Raw genomic sequence first — 15,066 nt, 5'->3', positions numbered from 1 at the left:
CGGCGGGGCCCGCAGTCGGTGGGTGGGAGGGTTACGACAAGGGCGGGTAGGCGTTCTTCAGCAGCTCACGGAACTGCGCGGAGAACCACGCGCCGGAGATCGGGGCGTTGGGCAGCGCGCCGGTCATGTTGTTGCCGTTGCGGTCGTTACCGGTGTAGGTGGGGTCGCACATCCGGTCGAAGCCCTTGCCCTCGTCGTTCGGGATGGCCGAGCTCGACCCGTCGGACTCGCCCGGAGGCTTGATCCAGACGTAGGCGTCGATCCCGGTCTCGGGGCTCGCCTTCGGCCGCTCGCCGAGGCCCGCCCCGCTCTGGTTGCACCAGTTGCCGGCGTGGATGCGGCGGTCGACGCGCGACTCGTTGACGAAGGTGTTCACGTCGGTCGAGGTGCTGGCCTTGGTCGGACGGGCCGAGCCGCCCCAGCCGTTGCGGGAGGTGTCGATCAGCATGCCGATGTTGGAGTTGAAGCCCTCGCTGACCAGCTTCTGGCGGAACGCCTGGGCGTAGGTCAGCTCGTCGACGTACTGGTTCCAGTCGATCCACTTCGACTGGCGCACCGTCTGGCCGTTGACCGTGGTGCCGATCGTGAAGTACGGCTCGCGCAGCGCGGAGTAGTTCGCGGTGTTGGTGATGAAGCCGTCGACGCTGTTGAAGCCGGCGGTGGTGCCGCGGACGGTGCTGGCGAACAGGTCCGCCGACGGTCCAAAGTTGGAGTCCCAGCCGAGCCAGCCGTGGTGGGCGGCGTCGATGTAGGTGTAGACGTTCGGGATCGCGTGCAGCTTGTTGAGGGCGTACTGCACACCCTCGACGTAGGCGTTGGACTGCTTGGCCTCCGCGCATGCCGGAAGGCTGGCGTTGGTGACGAGGTTCGGCAGCGAGTCGAGCTCGACGATCGTCACGATCCGGAGCTGCGAGTACTTGGAATCACTCATGATCGCGGCGATCGGGTCGATGTACTCGGTCTTGTAGCGGTTGAGCCCGTTCTCCGAGACCTTGAGCTCACCGTTGGAGGCCAGGGCCGAGCAGTCGCGGTTCGGCAGGTTGTAGATCACGAACTGGATCGTCAGCGGCGCGCTGCCGTTGGCGGCGTCCTGCTGCAGGGCCGCGTCCAGGTGCGCCCGCAGGCCCTTGGCGCTGGAGGTGCCGGCGATGGCGGCGATACGGTCCAGCCAGATGCCGGTGGAGACGTTCGCGACGGCCGAGCCGCCCGGCTCGGCGGCGGCCTTGGACGACCAGTCGGAGTTCACGTACCCGGTGGCGCCGACGTACGGGTTGTCCACGTGGGGGCCGGGGTTACCGCCGCCGGGGGTGTCGTCGTCGGACTCGGTCGCGGTCACGGCCACGCCGGTCAGCCCGGCGGAGGTCACGTTGATCGTGCGGGACCCGTTGGTGGTGTCGGCGTCCTGCGCGGCGGCCAGGGTGACCTTCTGGTCGGTGTTCCAGTTGGACGTGGTGAAGGTCAGGCTCCCGCCGCCGCTGACGGTGATGTCGGAGTCACCGGTGCCGGCGGCCGAGGTGACGGTCACGGCGGCGGTCGGCTGGGCGGCCAGGTGCACGTTGTAGGTCGCCGTGCCGCCCTCGGGGACGGTCACCGAAGTGGGGCTGACCACCAGGGCCTGCTGGCCGTTCCCCGGTCCCTGCCCGTTACAGGTGGTGCCGTTGATCGCGAAGCTCGTCGGGTCGGCGTTCGAGCCGCTGTAGCTGCCGTTGAAGCCGATGCTCCAGGAGGCACCACTGGCCTGGCTTCCGTTGTACGAAAGGCTCTTCGCCGTCACGTTCGCGCCCGACTGCGACCAGTCGGCACTCCAGCCGTTGGTGACCTTCTGGCTACCAGGGAAGGCGAAGGTCAGCGTCCAGTTGCTGAGGGCGTCGCCGAGGTTCTTGATGGTGATGTTGCCGCCGAAGCCGCCGCCGCCGTCCCATGCCTTCTGATAGGTGACCTGGCAGGCGACCGCGGCGTTCGCCGAATTCGGGCCGGCGACGAGCCCGACGGAGGCCAGCAGCGTGACCGCCGCCCCCGTCAGGGCTCTCCGCCAGGAACTCTTGTGGGGTCCCATTGTCAGTTGCTCTCCCTTACGAAACCGATGAGTCCGCCGCCTTCTTGAGACGGCAAAGCAGCGCCCCGCTCGACAAGCGGCGGTGGGAGCGCTCCCATCGTGGTTTCGTTTCGCTGGGATGTACAGCAGGTGGCGCCCCCGGAGGCCGGCCCGAAAGTCCCCACCGTCCGGAAAGGGCGCTGGCCTCGGCAAACACGCGGCCGTACCCGGCAGGCCACCGGACACCCCGATGAAACATTCATCACCACGCGCACAGGCACGGCGTGCTCACAGCGAGTCGCGCAGCCGTCCCATCTCTTCGGCGATCCCGGCGAGCGTCCAGTGCGCGTTCAGCCCGCTCGGGTTGGGCAGCAGCCACACGCGGGTGCCGGCGATCTCGGTCTCCTGCGGCCCGACCTGCGCCTTCCGTACGGCGAACGCCGTGCGGAAGGCCGAGACGCCGAGCACCGCCAGCACCTTGGGGCGGACCTCCTCCAGCAGGGCGGTCAGCCGCACGCCTCCCTCGACCAGCTCCTCACGCGTCAGCTCCGACGCCTTCGCGCTGGGCCGGGCGACGACGTTGGTGATCCCCAGCCCCAGGGACGGCAGCAGATGCTGCTCGGCGGGGGCGAACCGGCGCGGGGTGAAGCCGGACAGGTGAAGGGCCGGCCAGAACCGGTTGCCGGGCCGGGCGAAATGGTGGCCGGTGGCCTCCGTCATCAGCCCCGGATTGATCCCGCAGAACAGCACCTCAAGCGAGGGCCCCAGCACGTCCGCCACCACACCAGGAGGCTAGCCGATCGGGCGCCTCACGAAGGACGCGCCCATCTCGCCCCCTTGGCGGGCGCCGGGGCCGGCATGGTCAGACGACGCATTCCTTGCCGGCCTTCGCGTCACAGCGCGCGGGGAGCTTCGGAGGACTCTCCGTCCAGCCCGACCGCTCGTAGACGAGCGCATGGTAGACGGTTCCCGCGGGCAGGCCCGCCAGTCCGGGCTGGCCCTGTGGGTCCTTCGACAACGGCTTCACAACGACGTTCTGGACCGCGAGCAGGCTCCCGTCGGACTCGTCCACGACGAGTTGCCGCTCGCTCTGCCCGTCCGCCTCGTTCGTCGTCCACCCGACGGCGACGCCCTGGCGGCCCGTCACGTCACGGACCTGCCCCAGGAAGCGGGTGCCGGGCGAACCGGCCACCAGCCGATAGAGGGCGGCGCGGGTGCCCGGTGAGATGGGCCCGTACTGCAGCAGATCCAGCGAGAGGTCCCGGAGCCAGTCGTCCTTCCGCGGCCGCAGCGAGTAGCCGGGGAACGGTGACGGCCAGTCGGCCATGCTCGCGTGGTAGGCCGGCCAGAACGACAGCAGGCGTTCCTTCAGCGCGACCGGGTCCTGCGGCAGGGCGAGCAGTTCGTTCACCGGAAGGGGGAGTCCTTCCTCCCGATAGGGCCAGTTGCTCTGCATGAACATGTACCGGGTACGCCCGAGCGGGGCCGTGTCGTTCCCGCAGTCGGTGTCGTCGCCACAGAGCTTGGGGCTGCCCGCCCGACGCCATGCCCGGGTGTCCGCGGCCGACGCGGGTGTCGTCGGCAGGCCGCTTTCGGCGAGCACCAGCGCCGTCGCCGGATCTCGCGGCGCCCATCGGCTCGCCTCGACGCGGGTCTTGACGCGGTAGCGGCCACCGGGAGGACCGATGATCTCCTCGTCCAGGATGTATCCCCTGGTGTGCCAGTAGCGGCCGGAGCGGGCCGGCTGCGCGGCCGCCCGGTCGGCCGCCGCGTCCAGCGCGTGGGCGGCGGGGCCGCCGAGCAACCGGCCCGTGGAGACGTCGCCTCCCACCAGACGGGGCACCGTCGCCAGGCCGATGACCGACACCGTCGCCACCGACGCCGCGACCGCACCGATCCAGCCGCGGCGCCGCCGCCTGACCTGGTGCGGGAACTCCCGGATCGAGGACATCCCCGGCGGGTCGAGATCGGCGGGACGGGCCGCGGCCAGGACTTCCAACACGTTCTTCCGCTTCACCGCTCCTCCTCGGGAACGAGCGCCTGCCGCGGGGCAGCCGTCATCAGGTCGTTCATGGCGGCCTCCAGCCGCCGTCGGGCCCGGTGCAGCCGGACGAAGAAGGTGGAGCGCGTGACGCCCACCACCTTGGCGGCCTGTGCCGAGGTCAGCCCGTGCCACGCCACCAGCGTCAGCACCTCCTTGTCCGGGTCGCTCAGCGTGGCCAGCGCCCGCAGCACGGCGGCCCGCTCGGTCACCTCGTCGGCCACGTCCGGGCCGGCTTCGTCGGCCCAGATCCGCAGCGCCTCGTCGAGCGCGGCCCGACGCAGCTCGCCCCGATAGAGCTCGCGTGTCACGTTGTGCGCCACGCCCAGCAGCCAGGGCAGCGCGGCCCTGGCCGGCAGGTCGCCCCGCCGCCGCCACGCGACCATGAACGTCTCGCTGACGACCTCCTCGGCAAGGTGGCGGCCGCATCTGCTCACCGCGTACGCGTACACGCGAGGGCGGTACGTGTCGAACATCTCGGCGAACTCCTCATCGTTCAGCACCCCGGCTCTCCTTCAAAAGATTCCTTCACCAGGTAGTGACCGGACGCGGGACGGTCTTACTCACCTCCGGCCGGGTGCTGCTCCCTCCGATCCCCGTACCGGCATCGCCGATCTTTCGCCCTCTGTGGGCCTTGATCCGTTCATGTCCGGTTCAGCCGCTCTTGCCAGGGTTCCGTACGTAGCCGGAGCAAGATCTCCCCCGGCGGGATGGAAAGGCAAGAAATGGGCCACGGGCACGGTCACCCTCACGACCACTCACACCCCCACATTCACGACCACGAGCACGCGCACGACCGGGGCGACATGGCGCCCGTCGTCGACATGTCGATCCCCGACGCCGAACTGTCCCCCGGGCAGCTGTCGCGGCGTTCGATGTTCCGCCGGGCCGGCCTGCTCGGCGCGGGCCTGACCGCCGCCGGCGTGCTCGGCGCCCAGGGCGAGGCCGCCGCGTCCGCGCAGCGGGCCAGGCACGGCTCGGAGCCGCGCGACGGCTACCTGTGGCTCGCCGGTGACCACCACATCCACACCCAGTACAGCTCCGACGGCATGTACAAGGTGAGCGACCACGTCCGGCACGCCAACGCCTACGGCCTCGACTGGATGGTCATCACCGACCACGGCAGCGTCCAGCACGCCAAGATCGGCGTGGAGAAGGTCAACCCCGACATCGTCGCCGCGCGGCAGATCGTCAAGGACACCCTCGTCTTCCAGGGCCTGGAGTGGAACATCCCGGCCGCCGAGCACGGCACGGTGTTCGTGGCGCCGGGCCGCAACGAGGTCGCCACGCTCAAGGAGTTCGAGAACTCCTTCGACGGCGCCGTCAAGAACGCGACGAGCAGCACCCCGCAGAACGAGGCCCTCGCCATCGCCGGCCTCAACTTCCTCGCGGACGCGGTGAAGAGGCGTCGCGTCGAGGACGCGCTGTTCCTCGCCAACCACCCCGCCCGTAAGGGAATCGACTCCCCCCACGAGATCCGCGGCTGGCGGGACGCCCAGCCGGGCATCGCGGTCGGCATGGAGGGTGCGCCCGGCCACCAGGCGGCGGGCATCCCCAAGCCGAACGGACCGGGCTCGGGCCGGGGCTACTACGACAACAGCCCGAGCGCCGACTCCTTCCCCGGCTACCCGGCGGAGAGCTACAAGACCTTCGGCGGCTTCGACTGGATGACGGCCACCGTCGGCGGCCTGTGGGACAGCCTCCTGGCGGAGGGCAAGAGCTGGTGGATCACCGCCAACTCCGACTCCCACACCATCTACGGCGACACCAGCGACCGCGGGCCGGGAAGCGACTTCAACGCCAACGGCAAGTACAACGACCCGATCTACAAGGGCGTCCCCAACCTGAGCAACGGCGACTTCTGGCCCGGCTACTACAGCCGCACCCACGTCGGCGCCCGGAACTTCTCCTACACCTCCGTCATGGACGGCATCCGCAACGGCCGCGTCTGGGTGGACCACGGCGGCCTGATCAGCGGCCTCGTCGTGCGCGCCCGCCAGTCCGGCACGGGCCAGCGCGGCGTCACCCTCGGCGACACCCTGCACGTCCGCAAGGGCGCGAGGGTCGAGGTGGTCATCGAGATCACCCTGGCGAACCAGCCGAACTGGGCGCAGTTCATCCCCACCCTGGCCCGCGTGGACGTCATCCAGGGCGACGTGACCGGTCCCGTCGCCGACAAGGACGTCTTCACGACCCCGGCCACGAAGGTCGTCAAGTCCTTCGAGGTGGGCAAGAACACCGGCACCGTCACCTTCACCTACGACGCCGGCGCCGTCGACCGTCCGGTGTACGTGCGGCTGCGCGGCACCGACGGCAACCGCAGCGCCCCCGGCCTGCTCGGCGCGGCGATCGACCCCGCGGGTCCCCGGATCGACGTCTTCGGCGACGCCGACCCCTGGAAGGACCTGTGGTTCTACAGCAACCCGATCTGGATCGTGCCGCGCGGATGATCCTCGGACTCGACGCGGGCTCGCGGACGGTCACGGAGGCCGAGCACCTTCTCCACCACGCGGTGAAGGCGCTCGGCCTGCCGCCGTCGGCCGTCGGCTGCACACATTTCGTCCGTACGGCGACCTCGGCTCCGCACGTCGCCTGCTCCCTGACCGTCGAGGAGACGACGGTCTCGGACGTGGTCGCGGCGCTCGGCGAGGCGGGGGTCACGGAGGCGGGCGTCGCCCTCGGCGACGGCCGCGGCGGGCCGGGCGAACTGGCGGAGGGGGCGGCGCTCGCGGCGGCCGAGCACGCGGCCGGGGCGGGCGGCCGGCTGGTGGTGTACCCCGGCGTGAGCGAGATGACGGGGACGCTCACCGTCGCCGAACTCCTGGCCCTCGGCTCCGTCGACCGGGTCGCCGTCCTCGCCCAGGCCGAGGACCCCTCCCCGGGCACACCGATCACGACCAACGAGCACGTACGCCCGCAGTGGCGCGGCGGGCGCGTGGTCCTGCTCACCATGCCGGCCTCCGGCGGCCGTCTCATGCCCGCCGAGGTCCCCAACCCCACCCCTTGCTGCGAGGATCACGCCTGACCCGGCGTTCACCTCGGGTTCCACTGCCGCTCCCGGTCGGCGGGAAATGGCCGCCGGCGAACTCGGCCGGTTCGAAACGCGCGGGGGGTGACGCTCCGGTCACAGCAGGAGCGCCCCCGCGCGCTTGACGGTGCGGATGATCGGGGCCGTCTCCATGGAGGTGATCCCCTCCAGCGCGGCGATCCGCTCGGTCAGGAAGTGGCCCAGGTCGCCCGTGTCGCGGCAGTTGACGGCGGCCACGAGGTTCGTCGGGCCGGTGGTGAGGGCGGCGAAGGCGACCTCTGGCTGCCGGGCCAGGGCCTCGGCGACCTGGACGACCCGGGAGGGCTGGGCGTTGATCCACAGCCGGGCCTCAGTGGGGAAGCCGATGACGGCCGGGGGCAGGTCGAGCTGGAAGCGCAGGACGCCGGTACGGCGCAGCGCGGCCAGGCGCCGTCGCACCGTGGAGTCCGACCAGCCGGTCACCGCCGACAGTTCGGCGTAGGAGGCGCGGCCGTCCCGGTTGAGCTCGTGCAGGAGCGCCTTGTCGCCCTCGTCCAGCTCGACCGGGTCGGTGGACTGCTCCACCGGCTCGGGCGCCAGCCGGGCCGCCTGCTCCGGGGTCAGCCAGTGCAGGCCCTTCCACCCCATCGGCAGCGCGAACCCGCGCAGCAGCAGGTGGGCCGAGACCGACACCACCCGGCTGGTACGGGGCAGCTTGTGCAGCAGCAGCACGTCCTGCTCCTGCGCGCTGCGGGCCTGCACGTTGCACGACACCTCCGTGCCGCCGGACAGCAGGTAGACGAAGGAGGTGTCCTCGCGGTCGGCCAGCGCCCTGGCCACGGCCGCCGCGGCGTCGGGGGTGCAGCGCAGCCGCACCGTCCAGGGCACATACCCCAGCCGGGCGCCGAAGACCGTGCCGACCACCCGTAGCAGGCCCTCCGTGCGCAGCTTGCGGTAACGGCGCGCCACGGTGTTCTCCGACACCCCGAGCACCTCGGCGATGTCGCGGAACGGCGCCCGGCCGTCGATGTGCAGGGCGTGGACCAGTCCACGATCGACAGAATCCATCCCGACACGATAGAGCGCGTACGACCACGCCTCCGCTGCGGTCGCTTAGACGATGGCGTATGAAGCTGAGTTTTCTGACTATGGATCCTCTCAGCCGTTCACGTTTCACTAGCTGCCATGAGAAATGACACGCAGGGGCTTGAAGGCGGGACGACGTTGGTCCTGGGCGGCACCGGTAAGACCGGGCGCCGGGTTGTGGAGCGGCTGGCGGCGCGAGGACTGCCGGTGCGTGTGGGTTCCCGCGGTGGCACCCCGCCCTTCGACTGGCAGGACGAGACGACCTGGCAGCCGGCGCTCCAGGAGGTGCAGGCGGTTTACGTCACCTATGTCCCGGACCTGGCATTCCCCGGCGCGACCGAGAAGGTCGAGGCGTTCTCGGCCCTGGCCGTGCGTGAAGGGGTACGGCGGCTGGTCCTGTTGTCCGGCAGAGGCGAGGAGGCGGCCCTCCTCGCGGAGGAGGTCGTACGGAACGCCGGCGCCGAGTGGACGATCGTGCGGGCCAGCTGGTTCAACCAGAACTTCGACGAGGGCATGCTGCTCCCGGCGGTGATCCAGGGCGAGATCGCCTTCCCGGCCGGTGACACGCCCGAGCCGTTCATCGACGCGGACGACCTCGCCGACGTCGCCGTCGCGGCGCTCACGGACGGCAGGCACGCCGGCCAGGTGTACGAGGTGTCCGGCCCTCGCCTGCTGACCTTCGGCGACGCCGCCATGGAGATCGGCAAGGCCCTCGGCCGCGACGTCCGGTACGTGCCGATCAGCGCCGAGCAGTACGCCGCCGCGCTGGCCGAGAACGGCGGCCCGGTGGAGTTCGCCGAGCTCGTCGCCGAGGTGCTCGACGGCCGGAACGCCTATCTGAGCGACGGCGTGCGGCGAGCCCTGGGCCGGGAACCTCGCGACTTCGCCGACTACGCCCGGGAGACGGCGGCGAGCGGCGTGTGGACAGGCTGACGGCCCACCACGGGGAGGCGCTCGCGTCGTCACGGGCTCGTACCGGGACCCGGCGCCTCCCCCCGCCGCGTTACCGAAAATCTCGACAGAAAAAGGAAAGATCATGTCTTACGCCCGCGAGCACTCCGGCCGGCGTCCCGTCCTGACCGGCTCCCTCCGTCCCCGGGCCCCCTGGTGGGCCACCCCCGTGCTGTGGCTCGCCATGGTGACGATGGGCCTGATGGCCGGGCTGTTCTACGCGTTCTCCGTGTCCGTCATGCCGGGTCTGGCCCGTACGGACGACCGCACGTTCGTGTTCGCCATGCAGCGGATCAACCAGGTGATCGAGAACCCGGTCTTCTTCGGGACGTTCTTCGGCGCGTTGGTGTTCACCGGCGCGGCGGCCTTCGTGCAGTACCGCATGGGCCTGCGCGACGCCATGTGGTGGACGGTGGCCGCCCTCGCGCTCTACATCGTGGCCCTCGCCATCACGATGGGCGTCAACGTGCCGCTGAACAACAAGCTGGCCGCCGCCGGGAAGGTCGACCACATCCACGACCTGGCCGCGGTGCGCGACGCCTTCGAAGGAGTGTGGGTGACCACCAACGGCGTGCGCGCCCTGGCCTGCACGCTGGCGCTGGCCTGCCTCGGCCGCTCGCTGTCGCTCCAGGGCAAGGGCGAGGTCGCGTGATCGGAGGGCCCGCGGGCGAGGCGGAGGGAGCGCCATGGTCACCCATGCGCGCTCCCTTCACGCGCGCCCCCGGCCGCGGCTCAGGCGAAGGCCATCGCCATGCCGGGCACGCCGCCCAGCTTGCGCGCGGAGGTGGCGGCGTTGCGGCGGTACTCCTGGGGGCTGATCCCGCGCACCCGCTTGAAGGCGGCGCTCAGGGCGAACGAGCTGCTGTACCCGACCTTCCGGGCGACCGTGCCGATCGTCGTGTCGGGCTCGCACAGCAGGTCGGCGGCCAGGGCGAGGCGCCAGCCCGTGAGGTAGCTCATCGGCGGCTCCCCGACCAGCTCGGTGAAGCGGCGCGCGAGCCCGGCCCGGGAGACCCCGGTCCTGGCGGCCAGTTCCGCCACCGTCCAGGGCCGGGCGGGGTCGCCGTGCAGCATGCGCAGGGCGGAGCCGACGACGGGGTCGTGCTGGGCGCGGTACCACGCCGGCGCGCCCGTGCCGGGACTGGCGAACCAGGATCGCAGCACCCTGACCAGGAGCAGGTCGAGGATGCGGTCGAGCACGAGCTCCTGCCCCGGCTCGGCCTTGCCGGTCTCCTCGGCGAGCAGCGCGATGAGCGAGCTGTCGCCGTCGCCGGTCGGCCTGACCAGCACCGGGGGCAGCGCGCCGAGCAGCCGCCTGCCGATCTCGCTGTGCATCTGGTAGGTGCCGCTCAGCATGACGGCCGAGCCGTCCGGCCTGTCCCCCCAGGTGCGGACGCCGAGGTGCATCGCCTCCTCGAGGGGCTCGCCCTCCAGGGTGGTGCAGTGCTGGCCGGGGTGGATCACGATCCGCGGCGGGGTGTCGGGCGAGTCGGCGATGGTGTACGGATCGGGGCCGCGCAGGATCGCGACGTCTCCTGGGCGCATCGGGATGGGGTCGCCGTCGTCGGGCACCACCCAGGCGTCACCGCAGATCATGGTGGCGAGGGAGAGCGGCGCGCGGTCCTCGATGCGGAGCGACCACGGCGGGTTGAGGACGGTGCGGAGCAGGAACGCGCCACGTGCCCGCGGCCTCTCCAGCATGCCTGTCAGCGTGTCGTCGGTGAGGGTTCTCATGACCCGAGTTTAGACGTCCGCGTATGGATCGCAGCTTCTCGACTATGGAAAGTCTTAGAGGACCGCCCCTATTGTGTGGCTATAGGCGATCTTGCGCGGAAGGAATTGGAAATGCTGCACACCATCACCCTGGTGCTCGCCACGATCACCACGGGGCTGATCGCCGGGCTGTTCTACGGCTTCACGATCTGCGTCATGCTCGCGCTGCGCCAGGCGGGCGATCGCACCTTCATCGAGGTGATGCAGCGGATCAACACCTCCATCCAGAACGGCTGGTTCGCGCTCGCCTTCCTCGGCGCCCCCGTCTTCGCCGTCATCGCGATGGTGGCGGAACTGCGCAGCGGGAACGGCATCGCGCTGGAGGTCGCCGCCGGGTTCGCGCTCTACGTGCTGCAGCTGGTCATCACCTTCGGCGTCAACATCCCGCTCAACAACCGGCTGGACGCCGCCGGCAGCCCGGACGGCATCGCCGACCCGGCCGCCGTCCGCCGCGGCTTCGAACCCCGCTGGGTCCGCTGGAACACCATCCGCGGCCTCGTCACCCTGGCCTCCTTCGCCTGCCTGTCCTGGGGCCTGCTCTCCGCCTGAGGCAGGGGCGAACCGCCGCCGGCGGCGCCTACCGCTGGACGGTCTCGTCCAGATTGTCGGCGTAGTAGGAGATCGCCCGGCTGTACTGGGGCACGACCTCGCCCTCCACCAGCAGCTTCAGCAGCCCGGCCACCGCCTCGCGGGCGTCTCCCACGTTGTAGAGCGCCATCGCCTGGAACGCCCGAAGGCCCCGGTCGCCGGGAAACTCCCGCAACCCCTGCTCGAAGGTCTTCAGCGCGTCCTGGTATCTGCCCAGCACCCGGTAGGTGCTCCCCAGGCCGTGGAACGCGCCGAGCCGGTCCTCGTCCGACAGCCCGCGTCCGGCAAGCGCCCGTTCGTAGAACGGCACCGCCTCGGCCTCCAGGCCCAGTGTGTCGTGCACCCATGCGGTCTGGTAGGCCACCTCGGCGTCGCCGGGGTACCGCTCCGCCAGGTCGAGCAGCCGCTCCCGCGCCTCCTCCCGCCTGCCGTCCTCACGCAGCCGCACGGCCCGCGCCAGGGCCACATCACGCTCGTCGTCGACCATTTCGCCATTCTGGTCTGGCCGGAAAGCCCCTCGCAACGCGGCCGGTCACGACTGGCGCAGCAGGCGGGCCCGCCGGGGGCGCACGCGCTCGAAGGGGACGGAGACGAGGACGAGCCCGCCGAGCAGGACCAGCGCGCCCGCGGTGACCGGCGGGGACATCCGCTCACCGAGGATCAGGACACCCAGCAGGCACGCCACGAGCGGCTCGGCGAGGCTGAGCGTCGCGGCGGTGGCGGCGGTCGTACGGCGCAGGCCGGTCACGAAGAGCATGTACGCCAGCGCGGTCGTGGCCCCGGCGAGCCAGGCGACCAGGCCGGCCGTACGCGGCTCGGCGAGGCCGGCCGCCCCGGCGAGGAACCAGGGAAGCAGGATCAGCGAGCCCACCAGCAACGTCAGCGACACCGCCGCGGGCATCGGCACACGGTCGTCGACGAGCCGCTTGGCCGAGACGGTGTAGACGCCGAAGCATCCGCCCGCGACGATGCCCAGGGCCAGCCCGAGCGGGTCGGCGTGCGCGGAGCCGCCCGGCACGCTCATGAGCGCGACCCCGGTCACCGCGGCGGCGGTGCCGGCGGCCCACATACGGGTGAGCGGGACCTTCAGGACCACGCGCTGGCACAGGCCGGTGGAGACCGGTGCGATGCCGAACGTCAGGGCGGTCGCCACCGCGGCCCCGGTGCGGGAGACCGACGTCATGAACGCCGCCTGGAAGATCCCGGTGGCAGCGGCCGCGGCCAGCAGCGGCGGCCAGGCGCGGCGGGTCAGGGACCTGAAAGCGGCCCGGTCGGCGAGCAGGACGAACGCCGCCAGGAGCGCGCCGCCGAACAGGATCCGCGCCGCGCCGATCGTCACGGGCGCCGCGGACGAGTGGGTCAGGACCTGGGCGGGACCGACCGTCCCCCACAGCACGCCGGCTCCGAGCACGCTCAGGTTGCCGGAGAGGTTCTTCGGTTGGCTCATGGCCGGAAAGCTAGGCGGTCGTGCGATGTTTCCGTCGCTTGACCGAAGATGGTTCGCCTCCCGGCTGTCGAACCGCTGACCGTTCGACAGCAGCGCGCGCCAGAGCGGGTCAGACGTACGGCGTTCGGCGGTCGCGGCGTTCGGCCGTAGGAAGTTCGCCCTGTTCCACCGGCTGCACGTAGTCGAACACCACGGTGGTGCGCACGTCCACGAACTCCTTGCGTCGGGCCAGGCGGTCGAGGACGAAGTCACGAAGGTACTGGGTGCTGGGGACGGCGACGTGGACCAGGATGTCCTCGTTGCCCGTCACGACGAACACGCCGAGCGTCTCGGGGAGCGCCGCCATGCTGTCGCGCGTCGACTCGATGGCCTCCCGCGACTGCGGCCGGATCCGGATCGAGATCAGGGCCTGCACGCCACGTCCCAGGGTCTCCGGATCCACCGCGGCGTGGAAGCCGGTGATCACTCCGCGGGTGCGCAGGGCCCGGGTGCGTTCGAGGGCGGTCGAGGGCGCGATCCCCACCGCCTCGGCCAGCTCTCGATTGGTCTGCCGCCCGTCCCGCTGCAACCGTCGCAGGATCGCCTGATCGATCGCGTCCACGCGAGGCCCCCTCCTCTCCGGCGAGACGAACACCGTACGCGTCCCGTCGCCGATCCGACCTGTTCGCCGAATTTTATTCGCCGAACCTCAGAGGCCGGAACCGGGCGAGAGCGTGCGTGGTGGCGGAGCCTCGGTCACCGGCGCCAGCCGGACGAGCGGCCCCGCGCCCGGGGTCAGGGCACCTGGGACGGGGGCGGCTCGTACCCCGGTGCCCGCCGGGACGGCCCCCGGCAGGCCGCGCGCAGGGTCAGAAGTCCATGTCGCCGCCGCCGGGCATGGCGGGAGCGGCAGGGGTCCTCTCGGGCTTCTCGGCGATGACGGCCTCGGTGGTGAGGAACAGGGCCGCGATGGAGGCGGCGTTCTGCAGCGCAGAGCGCGTCACCTTGGCGGGGTCGATGATGCCCGCCTCGAGCATGTCGACGTACTCGCCGGTGGCGGCGTTGAGGCCGACACCCACCTCGAGGTTGCGGACCCGCTCGACCACGACGCCGCCCTCGAGGCCGGCGTTGACGGCGATCTGCTTCAGCGGCTCCTCCAGCGCGCGCCTGACGATGTTCGCGCCGGTGGCCTCGTCGCCCGCCAGCTCCAGCGTGCCGAAGGCCCTGGCGCCGGCCTGGATCAGGGCCACGCCACCGCCGGGGACGATGCCCTCCTCGACGGCCGCCTTGGCGTTGCGGACGGCGTCCTCGATGCGGTGCTTGCGCTCCTTGAGCTCGACCTCGGTGGCCGCGCCGGCCTTGATGACGGCCACGCCGCCGGCCAGCTTCGCCATGCGCTCCTGCAGCTTCTCGCGGTCGTAGTCGGAGTCGGTGTTCTCGATCTCGGCACGGATCTGGTTGACCCGGCCCGCGATCTGCCCGGGGTCACCGGCGCCGTCCACGATGGTGGTCTCGTCCTTGGTGACCACGACCTTCCGGGCGCGGCCGAGCAGGTCGAGCCGGGCGTTCTCCAGCCTGAGGCCGAGCTCCTCCGCGATGACCTGGCCGCCGGTCAGCGCGGCGATGTCCTGCAGCATCGCCTTGCGCCGGTCGCCGAAGCCGGGGGCCTTGACCGCGACGGACTTGAAGATGCCCCGGACCTTGTTGAGCAGCAGGGTGGCGAGAGCCTCGGTCTCGACGTCCTCGGCGATGATCAGCAGTGGCCGGCTCGTCTGCATCACCGCCTCCAGGACCGGCAGCAGGTCCTTGGCCGCCGAGACCTTGGCCGCGGTCAGCAGGATGTACGGGTCCTCCAGCACGGCTTCGAGCCGGTCGGGGTCGGTCATGAACTGCGGGGCGATGTAGCCCTTGTCGAAGCGCATGCCCTCGGTGAGCTCGAGCTCCAGCCCGAAGGCGTTGCTCTCCTCGACCGTGATGACGCCTTCCTTGCCCACCTTGTCCATGGCCTCGGCGATCATCTCGCCGATCTGGGTGTCACCAGCGGAAATGGAGGCGGTCGAAGCGATCTGCTCCTTCGTCTCCACATCCTTGGCGATCTTGGAGAGCTCCTCGCTCACGCGCTCCACCGCCGCCTCGATGCCCCGCTTCAGCGACATCGG

Annotated in this window: 15 protein-coding genes; 5 read left to right on the top strand and 10 right to left on the bottom strand. The window is 71.1% G+C overall.

Annotation, left to right across the window (positions count from 1 at the left end; genetic code table 11):
- Positions 1-31: 31 nt before the first annotated feature.
- The 4 genes from KIK05_RS19135 to KIK05_RS19120 all read right to left on the bottom strand — a co-directional run bounded on the left by KIK05_RS19135 (position 32) and on the right by KIK05_RS19120 (position 4,579).
- The gene (locus KIK05_RS19135) at positions 32-2,056 is read right to left on the bottom strand and encodes a glycoside hydrolase family 6 protein (protein ID WP_214412116.1); all 2,025 of its coding nucleotides are present in this window, start codon (positions 2,054-2,056) and stop codon (positions 32-34) included.
- 267 nt (positions 2,057-2,323) lie between these two features.
- On the bottom strand, positions 2,324-2,818 hold the full coding sequence (mug, locus tag KIK05_RS19130) for a G/U mismatch-specific DNA glycosylase (RefSeq protein WP_214412115.1): 495 nt from the start codon (positions 2,816-2,818) through the stop codon (positions 2,324-2,326).
- 79 nt (positions 2,819-2,897) lie between these two features.
- Complete coding sequence (locus tag KIK05_RS19125) at positions 2,898-4,052, bottom strand: CU044_5270 family protein (protein ID WP_214412114.1); 1,155 nt, start codon at positions 4,050-4,052, stop codon at positions 2,898-2,900.
- Entirely contained in the window at positions 4,049-4,579 is a 531-nt protein-coding gene (locus tag KIK05_RS19120; protein WP_308249998.1) for an RNA polymerase sigma factor, read from the bottom strand. The genes KIK05_RS19125 and KIK05_RS19120 overlap by 4 nt, the downstream gene beginning before the upstream one ends.
- A gap of 207 nt (positions 4,580-4,786) precedes the next feature.
- Between KIK05_RS19120 and KIK05_RS19115 the strand changes: the two genes are divergently transcribed.
- Together KIK05_RS19115 and KIK05_RS19110 are read left to right on the top strand one after the other, a co-directional pair.
- A complete protein-coding gene (locus tag KIK05_RS19115) occupies positions 4,787-6,526 on the top strand; it encodes a PHP domain-containing protein (RefSeq protein WP_214412113.1) in 1,740 nt (579 codons plus the stop codon).
- Positions 6,523-7,101, top strand: a complete 579-nt coding sequence (locus KIK05_RS19110) for a hypothetical protein (RefSeq protein ID WP_214412112.1) — start codon at positions 6,523-6,525, stop codon at positions 7,099-7,101. Before KIK05_RS19115 ends, KIK05_RS19110 begins: the two co-directional genes overlap by 4 nt.
- A gap of 99 nt (positions 7,102-7,200) precedes the next feature.
- Here KIK05_RS19110 and KIK05_RS19105 read toward each other — a convergent pair whose 3' ends face one another.
- Positions 7,201-8,151, bottom strand: coding sequence for an Lrp/AsnC family transcriptional regulator (locus tag KIK05_RS19105; RefSeq protein ID WP_214412111.1), 951 nt, complete (start codon positions 8,149-8,151; stop codon positions 7,201-7,203).
- Between the two features lie 117 nt (positions 8,152-8,268).
- Between KIK05_RS19105 and KIK05_RS19100 the strand changes: the two genes are divergently transcribed.
- Both KIK05_RS19100 and KIK05_RS19095 read left to right on the top strand, forming a co-directional pair.
- Positions 8,269-9,102 carry an NmrA family NAD(P)-binding protein gene (locus KIK05_RS19100; RefSeq protein WP_214412110.1) on the top strand — a complete coding sequence of 278 codons (834 nt, stop codon included), beginning with the start codon at positions 8,269-8,271 and terminating at the stop codon, positions 9,100-9,102.
- A 103-nt stretch (positions 9,103-9,205) separates the two neighbouring features.
- Positions 9,206-9,772: an anthrone oxygenase family protein gene (locus KIK05_RS19095; RefSeq protein WP_250563055.1), complete on the top strand. Its 567-nt coding sequence runs from the start codon at positions 9,206-9,208 to the stop codon at positions 9,770-9,772.
- 80 nt (positions 9,773-9,852) lie between these two features.
- Here KIK05_RS19095 and KIK05_RS19090 read toward each other — a convergent pair whose 3' ends face one another.
- Positions 9,853-10,854, bottom strand: a complete 1,002-nt coding sequence (locus KIK05_RS19090; RefSeq protein WP_214412109.1) for an AraC family transcriptional regulator — start codon at positions 10,852-10,854, stop codon at positions 9,853-9,855.
- A 111-nt stretch (positions 10,855-10,965) separates the two neighbouring features.
- Here KIK05_RS19090 and KIK05_RS19085 point away from each other — a divergent pair, with 111 nt between their 5' ends.
- Positions 10,966-11,442: an anthrone oxygenase family protein gene (locus tag KIK05_RS19085; protein WP_214412108.1), complete on the top strand. Its 477-nt coding sequence runs from the start codon at positions 10,966-10,968 to the stop codon at positions 11,440-11,442.
- Positions 11,443-11,470: 28 nt separating this feature from the next.
- Here the strand turns inward: KIK05_RS19085 and KIK05_RS19080 are convergent, their stop codons facing one another.
- The 4 genes from KIK05_RS19080 to groL form a co-directional block, all read right to left on the bottom strand.
- Positions 11,471-11,968: a tetratricopeptide repeat protein gene (locus KIK05_RS19080; protein WP_214412107.1), complete on the bottom strand. Its 498-nt coding sequence runs from the start codon at positions 11,966-11,968 to the stop codon at positions 11,471-11,473.
- Between the two features lie 45 nt (positions 11,969-12,013).
- Complete coding sequence (locus KIK05_RS19075; protein ID WP_214412106.1) at positions 12,014-12,928, bottom strand: DMT family transporter; 915 nt, start codon at positions 12,926-12,928, stop codon at positions 12,014-12,016.
- 109 nt (positions 12,929-13,037) lie between these two features.
- Positions 13,038-13,529 carry an Lrp/AsnC family transcriptional regulator gene (locus KIK05_RS19070; protein ID WP_214412105.1) on the bottom strand — a complete coding sequence of 164 codons (492 nt, stop codon included), beginning with the start codon at positions 13,527-13,529 and terminating at the stop codon, positions 13,038-13,040.
- A 247-nt stretch (positions 13,530-13,776) separates the two neighbouring features.
- On the bottom strand, positions 13,777-15,066 hold a 1,290-nt coding region (groL, locus tag KIK05_RS19065), incomplete at its 5' end, for a chaperonin GroEL (protein ID WP_214412104.1).

This window comes from Sphaerisporangium fuscum (assembly GCF_018531465.1).
Taxonomy (GTDB): Bacteria; Actinomycetota; Actinomycetes; order Streptosporangiales; family Streptosporangiaceae; genus Sphaerisporangium; species Sphaerisporangium fuscum.
Note: the sequence above shows the minus strand (reverse complement) of the source record. Positions and strands in the feature narration are given on the sequence as shown.

Excerpts from the sequence above, each read along its gene's own strand:
- KIK05_RS19085 (WP_214412108.1), top strand. The coding sequence starts at position 10,966 with ATGCTGCACACCATCACCCTGGTGCTCGCCACGATCACCACGGGGCTG.
- KIK05_RS19115 (WP_214412113.1), top strand. The coding sequence starts at position 4,787 with ATGGAAAGGCAAGAAATGGGCCACGGGCACGGTCACCCTCACGACCAC.
- KIK05_RS19110 (WP_214412112.1), top strand. The coding sequence starts at position 6,523 with ATGATCCTCGGACTCGACGCGGGCTCGCGGACGGTCACGGAGGCCGAG.
- KIK05_RS19095 (WP_250563055.1), top strand. The coding sequence starts at position 9,206 with ATGTCTTACGCCCGCGAGCACTCCGGCCGGCGTCCCGTCCTGACCGGC.
- KIK05_RS19100 (WP_214412110.1), top strand. The coding sequence starts at position 8,269 with ATGAGAAATGACACGCAGGGGCTTGAAGGCGGGACGACGTTGGTCCTG.
- KIK05_RS19080 (WP_214412107.1), bottom strand. The coding sequence starts at position 11,968 with ATGGTCGACGACGAGCGTGATGTGGCCCTGGCGCGGGCCGTGCGGCTG.
- KIK05_RS19075 (WP_214412106.1), bottom strand. The coding sequence starts at position 12,928 with ATGAGCCAACCGAAGAACCTCTCCGGCAACCTGAGCGTGCTCGGAGCC.
- KIK05_RS19105 (WP_214412111.1), bottom strand. The coding sequence starts at position 8,151 with ATGGATTCTGTCGATCGTGGACTGGTCCACGCCCTGCACATCGACGGC.
- KIK05_RS19090 (WP_214412109.1), bottom strand. The coding sequence starts at position 10,854 with ATGAGAACCCTCACCGACGACACGCTGACAGGCATGCTGGAGAGGCCG.
- KIK05_RS19135 (WP_214412116.1), bottom strand. The coding sequence starts at position 2,056 with ATGGGACCCCACAAGAGTTCCTGGCGGAGAGCCCTGACGGGGGCGGCG.